Annotated in this window: 18 protein-coding genes and 1 pseudogene; 8 read left to right on the forward strand and 11 right to left on the reverse strand. The window is 68.5% G+C overall.

Annotation, left to right across the window (positions count from 1 at the left end):
• Window positions 1–1183: 1183 nt before the first annotated feature.
• The 3 genes from ACIPSE_RS34215 to ACIPSE_RS34225 form a co-directional block, all read right to left on the reverse strand.
• Window positions 1184–1468 carry a hypothetical protein gene (locus ACIPSE_RS34215; RefSeq protein ID WP_401670464.1) on the reverse strand — a complete coding sequence of 95 codons (285 nt, stop codon included), beginning with the start codon at window positions 1466–1468 and terminating at the stop codon, window positions 1184–1186.
• 84 nt (window positions 1469–1552) lie between these two features.
• Window positions 1553–2917: a cation:dicarboxylate symporter family transporter gene (locus tag ACIPSE_RS34220; RefSeq protein ID WP_401670467.1), complete on the reverse strand. Its 1365-nt coding sequence runs from the start codon at window positions 2915–2917 to the stop codon at window positions 1553–1555.
• A gap of 133 nt (window positions 2918–3050) precedes the next feature.
• Complete coding sequence (locus tag ACIPSE_RS34225; RefSeq protein WP_401670469.1) at window positions 3051–4217, reverse strand: mandelate racemase/muconate lactonizing enzyme family protein; 1167 nt, start codon at window positions 4215–4217, stop codon at window positions 3051–3053.
• Window positions 4218–4335: 118 nt separating this feature from the next.
• Here ACIPSE_RS34225 and ACIPSE_RS34230 point away from each other — a divergent pair, with 118 nt between their 5' ends.
• Window positions 4336–5019: a GntR family transcriptional regulator gene (locus ACIPSE_RS34230; protein ID WP_401670472.1), complete on the forward strand. Its 684-nt coding sequence runs from the start codon at window positions 4336–4338 to the stop codon at window positions 5017–5019.
• 28 nt (window positions 5020–5047) lie between these two features.
• On the opposite strand, the gene ACIPSE_RS34235 is transcribed toward ACIPSE_RS34230, so the two are convergent.
• Window positions 5048–5620: a TetR/AcrR family transcriptional regulator gene (locus tag ACIPSE_RS34235; protein WP_401670474.1), complete on the reverse strand. Its 573-nt coding sequence runs from the start codon at window positions 5618–5620 to the stop codon at window positions 5048–5050.
• Window positions 5621–5765: 145 nt separating this feature from the next.
• On the opposite strand from ACIPSE_RS34235, the gene ACIPSE_RS34240 reads away from it, so the two are divergent.
• From ACIPSE_RS34240 to ACIPSE_RS34250, 3 genes are all read left to right on the forward strand, one after another.
• The gene (locus ACIPSE_RS34240; RefSeq protein ID WP_401670476.1) at window positions 5766–6692 is read left to right on the forward strand and encodes an NmrA family NAD(P)-binding protein; all 927 of its coding nucleotides are present in this window, start codon (window positions 5766–5768) and stop codon (window positions 6690–6692) included.
• A 282-nt stretch (window positions 6693–6974) separates the two neighbouring features.
• Complete coding sequence (locus ACIPSE_RS34245) at window positions 6975–7568, forward strand: hypothetical protein (protein WP_401670478.1); 594 nt, start codon at window positions 6975–6977, stop codon at window positions 7566–7568.
• Between the two features lie 57 nt (window positions 7569–7625).
• The gene (locus ACIPSE_RS34250) at window positions 7626–7985 is read left to right on the forward strand and encodes a hypothetical protein (protein ID WP_401670480.1); all 360 of its coding nucleotides are present in this window, start codon (window positions 7626–7628) and stop codon (window positions 7983–7985) included.
• Between the two features lie 139 nt (window positions 7986–8124).
• On the opposite strand, the gene ACIPSE_RS34255 is transcribed toward ACIPSE_RS34250, so the two are convergent.
• Entirely contained in the window at window positions 8125–8952 is an 828-nt protein-coding gene (locus ACIPSE_RS34255; protein ID WP_401670482.1) for a hypothetical protein, read from the reverse strand.
• A gap of 558 nt (window positions 8953–9510) precedes the next feature.
• Here ACIPSE_RS34255 and ACIPSE_RS34260 point away from each other — a divergent pair.
• Entirely contained in the window at window positions 9511–10167 is a 657-nt protein-coding gene (locus tag ACIPSE_RS34260; RefSeq protein WP_401670484.1) for an SMI1/KNR4 family protein, read from the forward strand.
• Window positions 10168–10273: 106 nt separating this feature from the next.
• Here ACIPSE_RS34260 and ACIPSE_RS34265 read toward each other — a convergent pair whose 3' ends face one another.
• Window positions 10274–11374 (reverse strand): saccharopine dehydrogenase NADP-binding domain-containing protein, encoded by a 1101-nt coding sequence (locus ACIPSE_RS34265; RefSeq protein WP_401670487.1) that lies wholly within the window; start codon window positions 11372–11374, stop codon window positions 10274–10276.
• A 48-nt stretch (window positions 11375–11422) separates the two neighbouring features.
• Window positions 11423–12382 carry an NADP-dependent oxidoreductase gene (locus ACIPSE_RS34270; RefSeq protein ID WP_401670489.1) on the reverse strand — a complete coding sequence of 320 codons (960 nt, stop codon included), beginning with the start codon at window positions 12380–12382 and terminating at the stop codon, window positions 11423–11425.
• Between the two features lie 88 nt (window positions 12383–12470).
• Here ACIPSE_RS34270 and ACIPSE_RS34275 point away from each other — a divergent pair, with 88 nt between their 5' ends.
• The 3 genes from ACIPSE_RS34275 to ACIPSE_RS34285 all read left to right on the forward strand — a co-directional run bounded on the left by ACIPSE_RS34275 (window position 12471) and on the right by ACIPSE_RS34285 (window position 14984).
• Window positions 12471–13037, forward strand: a complete 567-nt coding sequence (locus ACIPSE_RS34275; RefSeq protein WP_401670491.1) for a TetR/AcrR family transcriptional regulator — start codon at window positions 12471–12473, stop codon at window positions 13035–13037.
• Between the two features lie 484 nt (window positions 13038–13521).
• On the forward strand, window positions 13522–14370 hold the full coding sequence (locus tag ACIPSE_RS34280) for an oxidoreductase (protein WP_401670493.1): 849 nt from the start codon (window positions 13522–13524) through the stop codon (window positions 14368–14370).
• On the forward strand, window positions 14370–14984 hold the full coding sequence (locus ACIPSE_RS34285; protein WP_401670495.1) for a TetR/AcrR family transcriptional regulator: 615 nt from the start codon (window positions 14370–14372) through the stop codon (window positions 14982–14984). Before ACIPSE_RS34280 ends, ACIPSE_RS34285 begins: the two co-directional genes overlap by 1 nt.
• A gap of 92 nt (window positions 14985–15076) precedes the next feature.
• Here ACIPSE_RS34285 and ACIPSE_RS34290 read toward each other — a convergent pair whose 3' ends face one another.
• The 4 genes and pseudogenes from ACIPSE_RS34290 to ACIPSE_RS34305 form a co-directional block, all read right to left on the reverse strand.
• Window positions 15077–16552, reverse strand: a complete 1476-nt coding sequence (locus tag ACIPSE_RS34290; protein ID WP_401670498.1) for an oxygenase MpaB family protein — start codon at window positions 16550–16552, stop codon at window positions 15077–15079.
• Window positions 16549–17268, reverse strand: a complete 720-nt coding sequence (uppS, locus tag ACIPSE_RS34295; protein WP_401670616.1) for a polyprenyl diphosphate synthase — start codon at window positions 17266–17268, stop codon at window positions 16549–16551. Before uppS ends, ACIPSE_RS34290 begins: the two co-directional genes overlap by 4 nt.
• A 493-nt stretch (window positions 17269–17761) precedes the next feature.
• Window positions 17762–18123, reverse strand: a pseudogene (locus ACIPSE_RS34300) (IS5/IS1182 family transposase); the annotation flags it as partial.
• Window positions 18124–18925: 802 nt separating this feature from the next.
• Window positions 18926–19525, reverse strand: a complete 600-nt coding sequence (locus ACIPSE_RS34305; RefSeq protein ID WP_401670500.1) for a hypothetical protein — start codon at window positions 19523–19525, stop codon at window positions 18926–18928.
• Between the last annotated feature and the right edge of the window lie 590 nt (window positions 19526–20115).

The raw sequence follows: 20115 nt of genomic DNA on the forward strand, positions 1-20115 counted from the left end.
GTCCGAGCCACATGTCATCGATCACGCGGTCCGCCGACAGGGTGCTGCCGTGAAGGGAGACCAGAAGGGCCAGCAGCGAACGTTGGCGACGACTGCCCAGGTTGACTCTCTCGCCGTCCACTTCGGCTTCGATCGGCCCCAGGACGCTAATGCGCAGCATAGTCCGACCATCGTAGAGCCACGACGGAGCGTGATCGCTCAGCTTGGCTCTGGAACTGGTCATCAATGACTGTGATGTCGCTTTCGGTGACGGGCCGTTGATCCTGTGCGCCGGCGGGCACCGGCATTTCCTCCCGGGCTCTCCGCAGACAACGGTGTTCCGGGTTCGAGGTCCACGGTGATCTGAGTGAGGGTGGCTTGAACGCCCGGCAGAGCCGTTTCAGTTGGTCTGGCCTGCGCATACTCAGGCGCTTCGATCGCCCGGTGCGGCTGGGTGGGACGTCGTCCGATCGCCGGTAAGCGCCTGCTGCCGCACAACGCCCACGACGTCCTGCGGATGAGCCTCGTCGAGACCGCCTCGCTCGTGATCGCGTGACCCTTTGAAGCCGAGGGCCTGGTCGGCGCAAGCCCCAACCTGTCCCCGACAAAGGGCTGGGAGGTGGCGGTGTGTGATCAGGCGACCGGACCTGGTCGAGCACGCCCTGAGACGCGTCCTGGCAGGCGTTGCGTTCTGCGGAGGCAGGCCGTCGGCCAAGTGGAGACGCGCCGGTGACATCGGCGGCGGGCTGATCAGGGTGAGGCCCTGGTGTACCGGGCCTCACCCTGTCCCGAGGGGGCACCGCGGGGTTGAGCCGGCGGCTGCGTTGGCGGGCGTGAGGGCGCGAACGCGGTCGTCGACCTCAAGCTGTTCCGTCACCGCGACGCCACCGTGGCCGGTGTGCTCAGCTTCGTCTCAGGCGTCCCCCCTACGGGGCGATGCTCCTGCTCCCGCTGTACGTCCAGCAGGTCCAGGGACGCGATGCCCTCGCCGCCGGCCTCCTGCACACCCTGACCGGCGTCGGTGACCCCACGGCGCCGGCCGACGGTTTCGGTACCGCCTTCACCGCCGTAGGCATCCCTATGACCCTCCTCCTGCCCGGGCGGGTCAAGCCGTCCGAGGCCTATGGCGAGGAGGCTGCGATGAGCGGTGCCGGCACAACGGGCGAAGCGAAGGCGATCGCCAGCGGACTGTCCGTGGAACGCGTCATGGGCTGCTTACGGGCAGTGTGTCGGCCAGGACATTGTCGACGCCGATGGTGACGCCCTCGATGCCGTGCAGTTCTCCGACGATCTCGTCGGCGTGACTTGTGGAGGCGGCGCTGAGGGTGACGTCGATGTCCAGGCGGTCGGAGTCGCAGGAGACGACGTCGAGAGCGGTCACCGCGCTGCCCAACGCCGCCAGGGCACTGCTCAGTTGTGAAACGACGCTGCCTTCTGCCGGGACTCCCAGCCGGATGGTGATCGCGTCGGAGGCACTGGGTGCGCTCATCGGGAGTGTTCTCTCCGGAGTTCTCGGTGGTGTCCGGCAGCGCAGCGGACTGTGCCCGCCGCCGGAAGCCGACGGGTGAACGGATCAGTTGTTGGCGTTGAGTTCGGCTCGGCCCGGGACGGCGCCGGTGGCCGGTGAGGGTGCCGGTCGAGATCCCGCACGGCCGGATCGCAGGGTCTCGCGTGCCTTGTCGAGGTCGATGTCCTTCTCCCACTTGCCGACGACGATGGTGGCGACGGCGTTGCCCAGCACGTTGATGAAGACGCGGCCCTCGTTGAGGATCCGGTCGATACCGACGATCAGGGAGAGGGCGGCGAGCGGCACATGGCCGACGGCGGTGACGGTGCTGGCGAGCACGATGAACGCGCCGCCCGCGATGCCCGCTGTGCCTTTGCTGGTGAGCATCATGACGCCGACCATGGCGAGTTGCTGCTGCCAGGACAGGTCGATGCCCACGGCCTGGGCCAGGAACAGCGAGGCCATCGTCAGGTAGACGGCGGAGCCGTCCAGGTTGAAGGAGAACCCGGAGGGGATGACGATGCCGACGACAGGACGGCCGACGCCCATGATCTCCAACTTGCGGACCAGTTGCGGTAGGACGGCCTCGCTGGAACACGTGCTCAGTGCCACGAACAGTTCGGTCTTGAGGAAGCGCGTCAGGCCGAACAGGCTCAGCCGGCAGGCGCGCATGATCGCGCCGAGGACGACGAGGACGTAGAGCACGCAGGTCGCGGTGAACAGGACGATCAGATAGGCGAGTTGCTTGAGGCTCTCGGCACCGTAGGTGGCGACCACGGTGGCCAGGGCGCCGAAGGTGCCCAGTGGCGCCAGGCGCATCACCCAGCCCACGATGCGGAACACCACGTCCGAGAGGGCCTTGATGCCACGGGCCAGCGGGGCACCGTCCGCACCTGCCATGTGGAGGGCCGCACCGAAGACGATCGACACCACGAGCGCGGCCAGGATCGCGTCGCCGGTGATCGCCCCCAGCAGTGATGAGGGGATCAGGGAGGAGACGAACCCGGTGAACGTGGCGTGCTCGGTCGCGGTCTCCGGTACGTCGTCGGCGTTGAGCGACGACGGGTCGACGTGCAGGCCGGAGCCGGGCTGGAAGACGTTGGCGACCACCAGGCCGATCAGCATCGAGACCAGGGACAGGACGAGGAAGTAGCCGATCGCCTTCACGCCGATCCGGCCGGCCTTGCGCAGGTTGTCCATCGAGGCGATGCCGGTGGTCACCACGCAGAAGACGACCGGGATCACGATCATCTTCACCAGGGCGATGAACCAGTCGTTGAGCGGCTTGAGTTCCTCGCCGGCATCCGGCGCCAGGACACCGACGGCGATGCCGAGTACGGCGGCCAGGACGACCTGGAACCACAGTTCACGTATCAGGCGGCTCAGCCGTGACCGCTGCGGGCGGCTGACGGCGGTGGAGGTGGATGTCATCGTTGGTGCTCCCTTGCACGACGATCGTGGACAGCCCTGTCCCGTGGGGTTGTGCGCCGGGGGGGGCTTGATGCGGCTCACATCCCCCGGGGCGTATGCGGTGATCGGCAACCAGGCACGGCGACGGGGCCGCTCAGCCGTGCAGTGCGCGCAGCACCTCGTAGAAGGCGGCCTTGCTCTCGAAACCGATGCCGGGGGTGTCGGTCAGGCCTACCCGGCTCTTCTCCACGACGGCGTCGTCGGCGAAGCCGCCGGTGGGCTGGAACTCGCCGGGGTAGGACTCGTTGCCGCCGAGCTTGAGCGCCGCGGCGATGTGCAGGGAGAACTGGTGGCCGCCGTGCGGGATGCAGCGGCGTGAGGACCAGCCGTGCTGCTGGAGCATCTCCTGGATCCGCAGGTACTCCACCAGGCCGTAGGAGAGGGCGGGGTCGAACTGGAGGATGTCGCGGTCGGGGCGCAGACCGCCGTAGCGGATCAGGTTGCGGGCGTCCTGGAGGGAGAAGAGGTTCTCGCCGGTGGCGACGGGCCCGGCGTAGTGCTCGGCGACGGTGGCGTTGAGGTGGTAGTCGAGCGGGTCGCCGATCTCCTCGTACCAGAACAGTCCGTAGGGCTCGATCGCCCGGCCGTACTCCAGGGCCGTGGCCAGGTCGAAGCGGCCGTTGACGTCGACGGCCAGACGGGAGCCGTCGCCGCCCAGGACCTCGATGACGGCCTCGATGCGGCGCAGGTCCTCGGCGAGGCCGGCGCCGCCGATCTTCATCTTGACGACGTCGTAGCCCAGGTCGAGGAAGCCGCGCATTTCGTCCTGGAGGTCGGTGAGGGTCTTGCCGGGGGCGTAGTAGCCGCCGGCCGCGTAGACGAAGACGGAGTCGTCGGGCCGGCCGTCGCCGTAGCGGTCGGAGAGGTAGCGGTAGAGGGGCTTGCCCTCGATCTTGGAGGCCAGGTCGAACAGGGCCATGTCCACGACGCCGACGGCGACCGAGCGCTCGCCGTGTCCGCCGGGCTTCTCGTTGGTCATCATCACGTCCCACGCCCTGGCGTGGTCGAGGCCGCCCCGCTCGTCCAGCAGGCTGTCGGGCTCGGCCTCCAGCAGACGGGGCAGGATGCGGCGGCGCAGGATCTCGCCCGCGCTGTAGCGGCCGTTGGAGTTGAAGCCGTAGCCGACGACCGGCTTCCCGTCGCGGACGACGTCGCTCTCGATCGCCACGATCGAGCAGTCCATGGAGCGGAAGTCGATCCAGGCGTTGCGGATCGAGGAGCTGATCGGGACGACGCCCTCGTACACCTTGGTGATCTTCACTACGAGCCTTTCTCATATCTTATAAGATGTGACGGCTGTTAGAGTGAGTCGGTCCCCGGCGCGATGTCAAGGGGGTACGGAAGCGGCAGGAGCGTCAGGAAAGGAACGGCCCCGAGCCATGGCAGGCCAGAACCTGTTCCTCAGCAAGAGCGATCTCGCCTACGCGGAGCTCCGCGACCGGATCCTCTTCGGCACCCTCCCCGCCGGGTCGCGGCTCGCGCAGTACGACCTCGCCGAGTCGCTCAACATGAGCATCACCCCCCTGCGCGAGGCCATCCGCCGGCTCAGCAGCGAAGGGCTCCTGACCGTCGAGACCCATCGCGACGTACGGGTCTCGTCCATGACCTCGGACGAGGCCCGCCAGCTGTTCGAGGTGCGCCTCTCCCTGGACCCGACCGCGGCCGAACTCGCGGCCCGGCGACGGACCGACCACGACATCGCCGCCATGCGCGAGGCCGTCGGCAGACTCCTCCCCGTCACCCGCGAATGGGGGGAGGAAGCGCTCACCGCCCACCGGGCCTTCCATCAGGCGCTCTACCGGGCCTCGCACAACGACGCCCTCATCCGGCTCCTGGACGACCTGTGGGACAAGTCCGACCGATACCGCCGCCTCGGCCTCGAACTCCCGCCCGGCGAAGAACCCCGGACCCGGGACTTCCAGGAACACCACCGGCTCGTCGACCTCGTCGAGGAGGGCCTGGCCACCGAGGCGTGGCAGCTCATGCGCGACCACATCACCCACAGCCTCACGGCCACGGCCATCAGCGCCCTCGCGGACCGCGAAGGCGCTGCCACAGCCTGAAGCACCGACGGACGAACGTCGGCTGAAGCTAGTCCTCGCGGTCCGAGGCAGGACCAAGACCTGACAGGGCGAGCCGGAAGGCCCGGTCGGCCGGAACGGCCGGGTCGGTGAAGTTCTCGGTCGCGAGCGCGATTCCGACGATCAGGGTGAGCAGATCGTCGATGGTGACGTCCGCGCGGATGGCGCGCGCGTCGATCGCGCTCTGGACCAGTGGGGCGCCGGCTTTCGCGATGGCGGTGGAGCAGGAACTGTCGGGGACGTCGTCCTGAAGCGGCTGGTAGGAGAGGGCGTCGGCCAGGCCGCGCGCGGCGAGTGAGTAGGCGAGGAGCTCGCGTAGCCACTGTGTGAGCGCTGACCGGCTGTCGGGCTCGCCGCGCAGCGTTCCGGCTCGCTCGCACAGCGCGAGGATCCGCTGTTGGAAAACGGCCTCGAGCAGCGCCTTGCGGGTGGGGAAGTGCCGCCGAACGGTGGCCGATCCGACGCCCGCCGTACGGGCGATCTGCTCCAGGGAGGCCTGTGCACCTCGGGCCGCGACCTCGGCCTCGGCTACGGCGAGGATGCGCGTGTAGTTGCGCCGGGCGTCCGATCGATGGCCGGTCATGTGCTCCCTCAACATTGATAAGCGGCGGGCCCCGCCATATTCTAGCGACTGCGAAACGGCGGGCCCCGCCGTTTCGTGCTGAGTCGTCGCGCGCCCCGGCCTCCGGTCGTGCCCGAGCCCTTGTCACACAAGCGAAGAGGAACCCATGACCACTGAGTCGACTGCCCCCGTCCTCGTCGTAGGCGCGACCGGCCGCCAGGGCGGCGCCACCGCGCGAGCTCTGCTCGCACAGAAGACGCCCGTGCGTGCCCTGGTCCGTGACCCGGACACACCGGGTGCGCGCGCCCTGGAAGAGCGGGGTGCCGGCCTGGTCGTAGGCGATCTCACCGAACCGGCCACCCTCGAGGCCGCGGTGGACGGTGTCCGGGCCGTGTTCTCCGTCCAGATGCCCGCGTACACGGGGGAAGGCTTCGACTTCGCGGGCGAGGTGAGCCAGGCAGACAACCTCATGACGGTCGCACGGGCCGCGGGCGTGGAGCAGTTCGTCCAGTCCTCCACCAGCGGCGTCGGGCAGCACACCGAGGCGCCCGGCTGGGCCGAGGGCCGCTGGGCGGTGATGCACGCCCCGCTGGGCACGAAGGCTGCGATCCAGAACCGGCTGCGCGAACTCGACGTCCCCTACTGGACGTTGCTGAAGCCCTCTTTCTTCATGGAGAACTTCGAGCCGTCCATGCGCTTCTACTTCCCACGCGGTGTCGAGGGAGGGTTGGTCACGATCGTCAAACCGGAGACCCGCCTGGCGCTCGTGGCGGCGAAGGACGTGGGCCGCGCTGCGGCGGCCGCCCTCTCCGCCCCCGCCGCATGGAACCGCGTGGAACTGGAGCTCGCGAGCGACTACTTGAGCATGACCGAGATCGCGGACGTTCTCTCCCGCGCCCTGGGCGTGCCCCTCGCGGCACCGGACATGACCGAGGCGCAGGCCCGCGCCGCCGGTATGGGGGACATGGGCGCGACCCACGAGTTCATGGACGTCGTAGGCCAGCCGGCCCGCCCGGAGTTCGCGCGAGCGAGGGGTATCACCCTGACCAGCTTCCAGGAGTGGGCCGCGGAGCGTCTGGCGTCAACGAGCTGACGCGGCAGGCGGATCGCCGTGCGCCTTGTCCCGGTTCGGCACCACTCATCGCAACGGCACTCACGGCGGCGCGTTCCCCGCGACGGATCTCACCGCCCGCCCCCCGGGGCACCGGCGAGGTGCTGCTCACCGTGAAATCCAAGATGCAGAGCCTCTCCACCGCCGAACCCCGCCGTGGCCTCCAGGGCGTGCCCCGGCCTACGCCGGACTGCGCGCCGCCGAGGCCAAGGAGCAACGGCGGACGCCGCGCGCCCGTTGGTGTCGGCTCTAGGCTGCTGCCTCATGGATGCGGGACTTGCCGCGCTGCTCGGCGCGGCTGTGGGGGCGTTGGGTACGGGCTGTGCCGCTGTGGTGACGGGCTTTCTGGGCCGGGGGCAGGTCCGGACACAACTGCGCGCCGAGCACCTGCGGTTGCTGCGCGAGCCGCGGCGAGCTGCGTATGTGGCGTTCGCCCAGTGCTTTCAGGAAGTGCACGCTCTCCATTCGGAGGCAGCGCAGTCAGCGGCCGGGTCGACGGACGCGGACGAACGGGACCGAGGTGGGCTGCTGGACGCCGCGGAGCGGGCGTACGCGCAGGCCGGTGAACGGCTGCACGGCGAGCTTCAGCTGCGGCAGGCGGCGGTGACGGTGGAAGGCCCGCCGACACTGACGGCGGCCGCATTCGAGGCGGCAGGCGCACTGCTCGTTTCGCGGGGCGAGGTGTATCGCTGGATCCGGCTTCTGCGGCAGGGCAGCGCCACGCAGGAACACGAACGCGCGGCAGAGGATGCTCTGTTGGCCGTGCACCATCCCCTCGTGTCGTTTCTCAACGCGGCCTCGGACGCGTTGGCCGACGTCGGCCTCGGCCCTGACAGAAGGAAGCGACGTCACGACTGAGCAGTCCGAGTTCATAGGGACCTCAACTCCTCGCGTACCCCCCGCTGCCCGGGCTGGATGTCGACGTTCCACGCCTGGTGGTGGCGCAAGGATGCTCTGCGCGAGAGATCGAAAAGACGGCATCCGCAGGCTGCGGTGGAACGGCTCGCCCACCGTCTCCACCGTGACGGCCCCGACAGCGGATACGTCGTCGCGGTGGGCGATGTCGTCACCTCCGTCAGCGAGGTCCGCGGTGTCCTCCTAGCCGCCATGCAGGTCGCCGACGCCGCAGCCCGGCTGGGGGAGCGCGGCCTCTACTACCGCCTGCCGGACCTCCGGCTGCGCGGACTGCTCCAGCTGATGCGCGACAATGCCCGGCTCCAGAGCTTCGCCGAGCGGGAGCCGGGAGCTGCGCCCGCTCCTGCTGCACGACGGTGACCCGTCGCAGCGAGAGTCCCCTCCCGCCCATACCGCCGCCGGAGACGTGCCGACCGGGCGACTGTCGACCTCAACGGTCGCCTGAAGTGACGACGTCACGTCCCGAACCGACGGCAACGGGCTGGCCCCGGCGAGCGGTTCACCGGCCAGCGGGATCGTTCCGCAGCGTCACACCGTGGCGTTCGCGCAGCCTGCGCAGTTCCCACCAGGCCAGCGCGGTCACCGAGGCCGGGCCGCCGAGCACGGTCAGATACTGGACGACCGGCGGCCCCGGTGGCAGACCGCCGCCCGTCATGAAGCCGAGCACCGCGAACTCCCACACCAGCAGGACGGTCAGGAGCGCGGGCAACACGGCATGCACATCGGCCGTGTTGAAGCCGCTCCGGATCGCGGAGCCGGTGGCGAAGACCACGAAGAACAGCAGCCACAGCAGCGGCAGCACGATCAGCTGCGGTATCCACGCCGGTACCTCGCTCCGGCCGGAGCCCTCAGAGCTGTCCGAGACCCAGAACAGGAGCGTCACCAGGAGCGGTACGCCCATGACGGCGCCGATGTACCAGAGGGCCGACCGGCCGGCCACCCGCAGCGGTGGTCCCATCCGGGCCCGGGTGGGTGGCGTGGCCCACCGGAACAGCAGGCCGATGACCACCGGCGCGCTCAGCAGCAGGAGCACCGGCGTCACGAAGAGGCGGACCGCGAACTGGTGCTCGGCGTCGGCGAGATCGTCCGCCGTTCCGTAGACGGCGAGCAGGAGCAGCGCCAAGGCCGTCGCGGTCCAGGTCCTCCACGTCTGGATGCGGATCACCTGCGGGTCCTGGATGCGGCGTATCGCTCGTGGCGGGAAGAGGGTGTGTGCCCTTCTACGTGCGGAATGTGCGAGCGCGTAGCCGACCAGCAGCGGGATCGTCAGGCACCAGGTGCAGGGCACCAACAGCACCACGCGCAAGGGGACATATGTCCAGGCCATCCGCAACACGTCGGTCGGCGAAGCCCATTCGGCACCCCGGAGCCCGTTCAACCGCCGCCACCACACGACGTCCGGCGTCGGCGGAGGAGGCGGAGGAGGTGGAGTCCAAGGGCCGCCCCTGCCGCCCGGCGGCCACGGCTGCCGGTACGGATTACCCTCCGGGGTACCTAAGCTCACAAGTTCGCCCTTCCCAAGTTCCCGCGAACGCTGACACGAGCAGTCGGCCCCTCATGCGTCGATCGGTGTTCACCAACCACCCGCACTCCCGGGACGACGCTCCGCACACCAGCCCCCTCGTTTCGCAGAGATCTTGTCAGAGATCTCAAGTCCCCTTTGCCAGAAGGCTGTTAGCGCGTGCATCCTTCGTGCGTGAGTGGACTTGGCCCGTCGTGACTCCCTGCCGGTTCTGCCGTGGTCGCTGCGGCGATATGCCGGGATCGCCGGTGCCCCGGGCGGTGTCGTCACATGCCACGTCCGTGTCGGAGGCGGCGACTACGAGCTGGCCCTCGCACTCCGTACGGTCGGAAGCCGCAGGCATTGTCATAGCCACCCGGCATCATGACCGGCATGAGTGAGACAACTGAGCCTGAAGAGAACGAAGTTGCCGGTGTTCTGACCACGCCGGAGGAGTGGCGTGCCTTTCTGGAGAGATACGGCGAGCTGTACGTGAAGGTCCGTGCCGATGGTGACGAGTTGGTCGACCTGCTGGACGACGATCAGTTGGAGGCCTGGGACCGAGGGGAGCGGGTTGAGCCGTGGTTGGGTGAAGCCCCTGCTCGGGAGGAGGCTCTGGTGTCCTCCGAGGAGCGGCTCGGAGTGCGGTTCCCGCCCGGCGTGCGGGGATTCTTCCTGGCGAGTGACGGGTGGACGCGGCTGGACGGCTGGGTGGACGGTGTCCATCCGTGCGGCGATGTCGTGTGGATGCGGGACAGCGACGCCGGCAGTCGCGTGACCGAGATCTACGACTCGATTCCCGGCAACGAGGACGACGTTCAGTTGTTTCGCCGGTCCATCGAGATCGCCCGAGGAGAGGACTTCTGGTTGCTCGATCCGACCGACGTCGGGCCGGACGGGGAGTGGGCCGCCTATGAGTTCGCACCGAAGTACGGCGCCCCGACGAAGTACTCCAGCTTCTCCGCGCTCATCCACTCCGGGTACGAGAGCATGGAGGAAGACGCGGACGAAGAGGGCACGAACGAAGAGGACACGGACTGAGTTGTTCGTCAGTCTTCACGTCCACCTCAGGAGTGGATCCGGCGGGCGCCGTGCAGCTCGAGGTGGCGTACGTGGTGTTGGCGCCGAACCGGCAGTCAACGACAGGTCAGTGCGTCGGGTCGGAGCCGTACTCGTGGCGTTGCCGGCCGGGCTCGGGCAACAGGTACTGGCCGCCGCACGATTCGGCCAGGGAAGGACCGAAGAGGGCGGCCGGGGTGTACACGCCCGGTCGACCCTCACGGGCCAGCAGTCGGCGGGTGATCTCCGCGGCCACCGCCCCGGTGAACGCCTGTGCGTCCCCCAGGCGTAGCCATCCCTCTCGGGTCTCGCCGTCCGCCCAGGTGACGACGGCGTGCCCCCAGGAGTGCTCACGCGGGCGTTCCTTCGCCTTGACGCGTACCTTCGCGAGGCGGCGCGTGGTGAACGATCGCAGCCGCTCCCACCGCATGAGCGTGCTCAAGGCCGGCATCATCGCCCGGATCACGGGCGAGGACGGTGTCTCGCTGGACGCCGAGAGGACGTGCTGGGCGCCGCTCGCCCGGTGAGCCGCGAGAAGTTCGCCCAACGGCATGCTTGCCGTGGTCACCTGCGATCCGTCAGGCAAGGTGAGACGCACCGCGGCGCTGAGAATCCGGGCGGGCGCCAGATGGCCGTCCGCGATCTGATGGCCTACGAGGCCTCCCAAGAGGGTGCCGATCAATGCTTCACCGGCAGTGCCTTCTTCCAGGGCCATCGAGGGCACCATGTCGACCCGGACACGAAGCGGCGCGGGGCGGTCCTCACACAGCTTCACCACGACGCTCTCGGTGGCGGTCACGCCGAAGCCCGCGCCGGTGACGAGCGTGTGACCTGCCTGGGTGGCCGCGTCGTGCCTCTCGAACGCGGCGGATAGCGCTGCGACATCGTTCGCCAGGTCGAGGTAATGGCTGCCGACGGCACGGCAGGCGTGAACGACTTCAGGGGCCGTTGCCGTGAACGGTCCGACCGTGTTGATGACCACGACGGGTCGTCGGCGCCGTATTTCCGAGGCGGCGGTGGCCAGGGAAGGAGCCTGCAGCGTTTCGCTGTCGGTCCGCTCCGCCGCGGCGCGCAGGCGGCCCGCGTCCCTGCCGACCAGGACGGGCGTCAGGCCGCGCTCGGCAAGGTGTGCCGCGATGGTGCGACCGCTCCGCCCGGTGCCGCCGAGTATCCAGATCTGTGCCCTCATGCGAAGAGCTCCTGTAGGGGGAAGCCGACGGTCTGCCGGCGGTGATCGTCAGGCGGTCGTGATGATGAGCTTGCCGCCTTTGGGTGTGCCATCGCGCTCGAGTTCGGTGAGCGCCTCGATGGCGTGAGTGAGCGGTACTGTGCGAGCGATCGGCACCCGCAGGAGGCCCTGTGCGGCGGCGCGCGCGACCTCCTGGAGATCCTCTGGCGAGGCCTGGGCGACCAGGACGCGGAAGGGGCCCGGCAGAGCAGCCCTCACGAACGTTGCGGGCGTGGGGTGGAGGCCGACGATGCGTCCGCCCGGCTTGAGCAGTTGCTTCGCTCCTTCGCCGGACAGCGTGTGGGCGGTGTCGAGGACGATGTCGAACCGCCGGCCGAGCGTGTCCGGGGCGAAGCCGAACTCGACGATCGGGTCGATACCGAGGTCACGGGCGTCCTGCGTGGCGGTGGCGCGGCAACTGCCTCCCACCGAGGCGCCGTGCGCCAGGGCGATCTGAGCGGCGGCTCGACCGACTCCACCGAGGCAGCCGTTGATGAACACGGCTTGACCAGGTTGCAGCTTGCCTTTTCTGGTCAGGGCCTGGAAGGCGGTGAGCCCGACGGTCGGAAGGGCGGCGGCCTCCTCGAAGGAGAGATGCGCGGGCTTCTTCACGACTGCCTTCTCGTCGGCGACGACCATGTCACCGAAGGCCCCCGAGGCCTTGATCGATGCTCCGCCGAGTACCGCGTCACCGAGGGCGAGTCGGGTGACGCCCGGTCCGACCGCCTCGACGACGCCTGCGAAGTCATGGCCCAGCCCGCGGGGGAAGGCCCGCCCGGTCGCCATCTTCAAGGCGCCGCTGCGGAGACCCCAGTCCATCGGATTGGCTGCCGCGGCCCGCACCCGGACCAGGACCTGGCCACTGCCGGGCCGGGCCGGCTCGAACTCCTCGAGTCGCATGACTTCGGGTCCGCCGTACTGGTGGTACTGGATCCGCTCCATGGCCGCCTCCTCAAGTGATGTCATCATGTGACATCACTCTAACACCCCTGATGTCATGAGCTGACATCACTCGGGCGGAGGCATGTCACCGGATGACTTCACCTACACTCGTGGCATGGGACGGTGGGAACCTGGGGCCAGAGAGCGACTTCGTGAGGCCGCGCTGGAACTGTTCATGGAGCGCGGATTCGAGCAGACGATGGTGGCCGACATCGCCCAGCGCGCCGGCGTCACCGCCCGCACCTTCTTCCGGCACTTCGCCGACAAGCGCGAGGTGCTCTTCGACGGTTCGGCCGACCTGGCGCAGCAGGTCCAGGACATCGTGGAGAAGATGCCCCCCACCACGTCGGCGCTGGAAGTCGTCGCCGCCGTCCTCGACGCCGTCGCCGAGCTCGCGGGCGACAATCGTGAGCGCGCACAGGCACGTCAGGCAGTCATCGCGGCCAACACCGATCTCCGCGAACGCGAGCTGATCAAGCAGGCCGCCCTGACGGCCGCGCTGACCGACGCACTGCGACGGCGAGGTGTCGACACCCTCGAAGCGGGCCTGGCTGCCGAGACCGGCACAGCGGTGTTCCGCGTCGCCTTCAGCCAGTGGGGCGACGCCACCGAAAGCCGTGACCTGCGGGACGTCATGCGGGAGACCCTGGACCGCCTTCGAGTCCTCGCCGCCGCTCAATAGCCCGCAGTCCGCAGGGACTTCGATCAGGCCGACGGGCTGCGCCGGGGCGGAGGCCTCCTTGTTGGCGGTCTGGTCGGGAAAGCCGGCGGCGATGGCCGTGCGGATCACGCCGCCGTTGACGCCGTGGCCACGTACCAGGGCGGGCGCCGGAGCGGCCCATCGCATACACCGTGCGTACGGTGCCAGTCTTCGTCGCGGTGACGGCCGGGCGGCGTCCGACTTCGCTGCCCGTGGCCTTGGTGCTGAACACCGCCGACTCCTCTGCTCTGGCCTCGCGAGGGACGAGGCTGGGCCCGGCAGCGGGCCGCTGTTCGGCCGAGACCCGCATGGGGACCAGGTTCGTCACCGCGGTGCCCCTTCCGTGCGCGGGGGTGGACCGGAGCCGTCATCCGGAATCGACGCAGCAACGATAAAAATCGACACTGTGTAGACTTTCTGCTGGAGGGAGCGTGCCGGCTCCTCGCAAGACCCTGCTGGAGGAACAGTGCAGAAGCAGAACTGGCTCATCACCGGCGTGAGCACGGGTCTGGGACGCGCCTTCGCGCAAGCCGCCCTGGACGCCGGGCACACCGTGGTCGGTACCGTCCGCTCCGAGAACGACCGGCTGGCCTTCGAAGAACTCGGGCCCGGCCACGCTCACGGCCGCATCCTGGACGTGACGGACGCTGACGCCGTTTCCGCCGCGGTCGCGGAGGTGGAGCGGAACGTGGGCCCCTTGGACGTCGTCGTCGCCAACGCCGGCTACGGCCTGGAGGGCACCTTCGAGGAAACCCCCCTGGCCGAGGTGCGGCGGCAGTTCGAGGTGAACGTGTTCGGGGCCGTAGCCACGTTGCAGGCCGCGCTGCCCCACATGCGCGCGCGGCGCCGCGGACACCTGATGGCCGTCACTTCCATGGGCGGGCTCATGGCCGTACCCGGCATGTCCGCCTACTGCGGCAGCAAGTTCGCCCTCGAAGGCATCCTGGAGGCGCTGAGCAAGGAGGTCGCTCAGTTCGGAATCCATGTGACGGCGATCGAACCCGGCTCCTTCCGCACCGACTGGGCCGGACGCTCCATGACCCGCGCCCCGCGGACCATCGACGACTACGACGAACTGTTCGCCCCCATCCGCGCAGCGCGGCAGAAGGCCAGCGGGAACCAGCTGGGCAATCCGGCCAAGGCCGGCCAGGCGGTCGTACACATCGCCTCGGTCGACCAGCCCCCGGTCCACCTCGTGCTGGGCTCGGACGCGCTGCGACTGGTCACCGCCGCGCGCACGGCGGTGGACGAAGACATCCGTACGTGGGAGGCGCTCTCGCGTACGACGGACCACGCCGAGGGCGCGCAGCTCTGATGCCCGGTCAGCCTGGCGCGCGGGGCCGTCGCACCACCGAGCGCAAGGGGGATGTCCGGGAGCGGGCCATCCTCGACACCTGCGAGGACTTGCTGGCGCACAAGGGATACGACGCCATGACCGTCGGCGACGTGGCCCAGGGCGCCGGCATCACACGTGGCGCCCTGTATTTCTACTTCGGCTCCAAGCAGGAAGTGGTCACGGCACTCGTCGCCCGGACCGTCGAGCATCTGTGGGAACGGTCCCGGGCCACCGCTGAGACGGACGAGCCACATCAGGCCATCGCGGCGGCCATGCGGCGCACGGTCGAGCTCTGGAACGAGCACGGTCTGGTCATGCGCACGGCGATCGACCTGTCGTTGACCGTGCCGGAGATCGGCGAGCTGTGGAACCACACAGCCGACCTGTTCATCACGGCCATCACGGCAGTCCTGGAACGGGCCGGTATCCCGCCCGGCGCCCGCCCGGAGCAGGCCTCAGCGATGGCACGTGTCCTGTGCTGGATGATCGAGCGGACCTTCTACCACGCCTCGCAGGAGTCCCGCGAGAAGCTTCAGGAGGCAGCAGCGACATGCGAACACATCTGGCTGACCAGCGCCGGACTGACCACCTGAGACAGCTCGCCCGCGGCGGACCGTACAGCCAGGTACGGTGCGCCGCGACGGCATCGCGACCTGGCTGCGGACAACTCGCCCCTCGCACGGTCTCAGGCGTCGGCGAGGAGGGGGTCGTAGGCGGAGTTCCTGCGGCGGCCTGACATGAAGGAGAGGAACTCGCTCACGAAGACGCTGCGGCTGTAGGTGCCGTCGGTGGTGGTGAGGTCGCGGTGGAAGGCCGTGCGGAAGAGCGCCCGGTGTTCGTCCGCGTCGATGGTCCCGCTGTCGTCCTTGTCGGTGGCGTCGAAGAGGACTTCCGCGACGCGGATGAGCGCGGGTCCGGAGAGGGAGGGGACGGCGGCGGCGTACTCGTCGGCGCTGACACGGCCGTCGCCGTCCGTGTCGAGAGCGGCCTGGAGCTCGCGCCACCAGGCGGCGAAGGCGTCGTAGAGCCGGGTCTCCTCGGGTTCGTCCAGGTCGAGGCGGGTGGCGAGTTCGCGGGCCATGGCGGCGAGGTCGGGCCAGTCGAGGTAGCCGTCGCCGGTCTGGTCCAGCACCTGACGGAAGAACTCCTCCGCCGAGCGCCGGACCTCTCCCGTGTCCGCCGAGGCATCGGGGGAGGGGGAGGGGTAGGGGCCGGGGTCACCGCTCAGCGGAGTGAGGAGGCGGAGCAGGGCCGATGCCCGTTTCATGCGGGCACGCAGCGCGGTGACCGCTCGGGAGCGGGGATCGTCGCTGTCGGGCGCGAGTGAGAGGCCCTCGATGATGGTTTCGGCATTGATCCAGCCCTTGGGCAGGAAACGTGTGAGCCCGCCGGCGAGATAGGCGCCCTGCATGAGCGTCGGGGCGCCCGGCATCTCGGGCAGGCCGGCCCGGCGCCGGTAGGGCTCCGGGAGCGAGGCAACGGTGATCGCGCCGATCAGCGGACCGACAACGGCCCGGCCGGCCGCCCACAGTGTCGGCGCGCCGTCGAGCAGCGCCGGCGCGGGCAGGTGATCGAAGAGCCGGTAGAGGATGATGCGGGCGGCCTCGGTGTTCTCCAACTCGTTCTCGACGACCCGGTCGAAGTACTGCCAGAAGTCCTTCAGGTCCTCGGGGAGTTCCCCGGCGTCGCCGTCGAGCGCCGCGAGGAACGCGCGGTACTCGGCATACATGCGCTCCATGGTGTCCTGGTCGAGCGGCTGACCGCTCAGCCGGCACATGGTGACGGCGCTCTCGTAGAGGCTGGCGACCACCCAGGCGCGGGTCGCGCGGTCCATGGCGTCGTACGCCCGGCCGCGGGAGTCGGAACCGCTCATGCGGGCATGCAGCCTGTTGAGCCGGGCGGCCTCCCGTTCGCGTACCGCCGGGTCGGCGTCGAGCATGCGCCGCATACTGAGGAAGGTGTTGCGCAGTCGACGCCACGGATGGGCGACGAAGGTGGAGTTGTCGGCGAGGGCGGCGCCGATCTGCGGGTGGGCGGCTTCGAGCACGGTGGCGCGGATGATGGCCAGTGCCCAGCGAGGATCGTCGAACATGGCGCGGAACTGCGAGTCCGGGCCGAGCAGGGGTGCCTCGTCGGCCGTTCCCGCTGTTCCAGTCGTCATGGAGAGTCTCCGTTCGTCCGGGGCGCCACACCGCCGAAGCGGCGGTCACGGTGCCGGTAGGTGTGCAGGCAGGTGAGGAAGTCCGGGGCCCGGAAGTCCGGCCAGAGCACCTCGGGGAAGACCCACTCGGCGTAAGCGACCTGCCAGAGCATGAAGTTGGAGATGCGCTGCTCGCCGGAGGTGCGGATGACGAGGTCGACGTCGGGGGTGTCGGGGAACGGCAGGTGGTCCGCGAAGAGCCGCTCGGTCACATCGTGGGCGGGCGTTCCCTTGCGGATCAGCGACCTGGCGGCCTCGACGATGTCCTGGCGTCCGCCGTGGTCGAAGGCGACGGTGAGCGTCATCCCCTTGCTGCCGGCGGTCAGCGTCGCCAGATCGGCGAAGTCCCGGGCCAGTTCACGGGGGATGCGCGGATCCGCGGCTCCGAGGAAACGGCAGCGGATGCCGCGGGCGAGCAGTAACGGCGCGTGCTTGCGCACCATCCGGCGGACCAGACGCATCAGGTAGTCGACCTCGGTGCCGGGACGGCTCCAGTTCTCGGTGGAGAAGGCGTACAGGCTGAGCCACTCGACTCCGGCCGCACGGGCCGCCTCGATGATGTCGATGACGGTGGTTTCGGCGGCCTGATGACCCGCCGTCCGTGGAAGTGAACGCCGTTGAGCCCAGCGGCCGTTGCCGTCCATCACACAGGCCACGTGCCGCGGCACCACACGCACCGGACGATTGCTGCGCCGCTGCTCGTTGCCGTACTGCCGCACATCCGGTCCGTCACCCGCTGCCACGTGTGAGCGATGGACGCTCTGATCCGTCACACCCAGCCCCGTCTCGCCCGGACGGCACGGTCGCCGGCCCTGCCGCGCTCGGTCACACCCACTCCGTATCGCTCACACGCACGCCCCACCAGCGCGTTCCCTCCCAGGAGTCTGACGGCGTGAAAGGCCCCTGACCTGCCAAACGGCGGGCCGCCACCCTTGGCTCGTTTGACCGATTCCCTTCGGTATCGGCAGCCTTCGCCGGTTGACCCGATCGGCTACCTCATCTGCCTTCGCCCCGTCCTGGATGGGACGCTGAACAGATCACGGCGCTCACCCTCCCGCTCGTTGGTACCCAGTGCGTCGACCTGTACCTGCTCTTCGAGTACGCGTCGGTTCGCGACAACGAACAGTGGACCTGACGGTCTGCTCGCGGCGGAGCCCTCTTTCGTGTCGAGCGTTGCCGCTCCGGGGTGAGGATGGCGGCGGCGATTGGCGTCGTTCGATTCGGGCTGCAGCGGGTTCTGTGGAAGTTGCGTCAGGACTTCAGGCGTGTGTTAGCGCGTTCGACCGGGGCTCGTGCCGAGAGCAGTGCGCGGTTGACGGTCTCTGTTGGGTGAGCGTCAGTTGGCCTCCTACGGGCCGTCTGGCCGGTGTGGCCACCCACGTGCAGGCAGGGCCGGAAGCAACCACAGCGCCTCGCCTTGGGGGTCGGTGACCACTTGCACGTTCACCCCCGTGCCGGCGGTGCTCGGCCGAGTAGTCGACCGGGCCGTCACCGAGGCGGTCGCACTCGGCCATGGTGCCGTCCAGGAGAACTCGGGGTCTGCCCCACGAAGAGCACGCAAGGCCACGCCGTCGAACGGGAATCACCAGGCAGGACAGCCGGGGAAGGCTGCCCCGAAACCAGTTGACCGGTAGAACCTAGTCATTGTTGTCTCGGGCCTGGCGGTCTAGGTACTCAATCAGCCGTATTTCCGAACGCCCGATTCTTTCCCGTTGTTCGAGGGGAAGCGAAGCGAGCGCGTCGATCAGGACCCGCTTCCACGGGACGTGCACCATGTTGCCGCTGTAGATCCTGCAGCTGGAACACCAAGCGAGTCCGATGCACCGCTCGAACATGTCGGACTCGGGCGGATGAAATCGGTACTGATTCGAGCGGACGGGCGTGCCGCAAGCGGAACATATGCGACGGGACGCGCTAAAGACCGAGTCCCAGGTCCCGACCTTGCGCCAGCGCTGTTGTCCAGTTGGTGCTCTTCAAGTAGTCATGCCCAGCATCCTCTCTCACAACGATTCACCCCGCCATGCCGGTGAAGTCGAGGCCGAGGCGGACCGGAGGGCAACTTCAAGTGGCAGGCATCGCCGCAGCATCCTCGTCGTGGAGGTAATCCGACAGAGCCCAAGCCCGTTGCCACGGCTGCGCACCGGGCCGGTCCGCCACGTCCCTCACGCCAAAGCCGGTTTCCCCATGAGACATGCCCCTATGAGGTCATCGCTGCGGTTCACCGACCACTCCTCGTACACCCACCGATTTCAGATAAGCCTCGCAGCCCGGGAAATCGGAGTCTGTTGACATCTCAAGGTGATTGTCGCGATCGAACTCACGGCTGGCGAGACGTCACTTCCAGGCGCGCTCGACCGTGACGGAGTTTGAGACCGTCTCGACCCCGGATGGAAGTTCGAAAGCGCAGTCGTCCTGCAAGTTGGCCAGCAGTTCCTGCTCTTGATCGTTGGTTACCTTCAGGTAATACATGGTTCGCTTGGAGTGGAGTTCCGACTTCGAGATGTCGCGCGTCGCGGTGTAAGTCCGCGCCGGTTGGCCCGCCTTGATCGGATCCTTCGGGCAGTAGATGGTGTGCTCGGTACCCGGGTCCCCGAAGTTGTCCAGTTGGGCGACCAAGTAGTACTTCGTCCCTGCCGGCGGAGAACAGTTGAGTTTGGCCGTAGTCTGGAACGTACTGCCTGCCTGTTCCGGTGCACTCAACTCGACTGCCGGAAACTCGCAACCAAGGGTGTTGGTCCGCGTCTGGGTGGGAGTCTGAGACATCGTTGGAAAGGCAGATGTAGCTGGCGTCTGCCCTTCAGGACCGCCACCAGCAGCGAGGAAGGCAGTAACCACGGCTGCGAAAGCCGTGATCACTGCGGCGATCACTGTCTGCCACGGGCGCAGATGAAAGCGTCGGCGGCGCGGTTGTTGCTGCTGCGACTCTGGATCCATGGTTCCCCCTGTGCTGGCGCAGTTGCAGAAGGAAGGACGACTAGGCCACCTATCCGCGTTCCTCGCAAAAGGAATGGCATTTCCACCCATGTTAGCGAGTGTCACCTGGCAGTCCCTGCGCGTAGCCCACGTAGTACAGCCACAGCCCGGAGTCTTCCGTTTGCCGTAGCAGCGCTCAGCCAGCTCTGGCCAATCATTACCTAAGCCTTACCAGGCAGGTCTTTCAGTTTTGACGGTCCAGAGTGAGGAGGGCGGCGGAGTTTGGCGTCATTCGATTTGGACTGCATTGGGCTCTGCGGAAGATGCTCAGGACTTCGGGCGTGCGATGCCGCGTTCGGCAGGGGTTCGTGCAGCGGACAGTGCGCGGCTGGCGGTCTGCTGGGTGAGCGTCAGTTGGCTTCCTGCGGGCCGTCTGACTGGTGTGGTCATCCACGCGCAGGCAGGGCCGGAGGTAACACGGTCCTGCCAGAACAGACTCCTCAAGAGCTCCGCGATACCCGCTCGCCCTGGTAGACCTCGGACCTGACGAGCCCGGTATCGGTGCGTGCGGGACGTCACTGTTGGCTGATCGGCACCAGGGTTCGTGGCAT

The organism is Streptomyces sp. NPDC090106 (assembly GCF_044747265.1).
Lineage (GTDB): Bacteria > Actinomycetota > Actinomycetes > Streptomycetales > Streptomycetaceae > Streptomyces.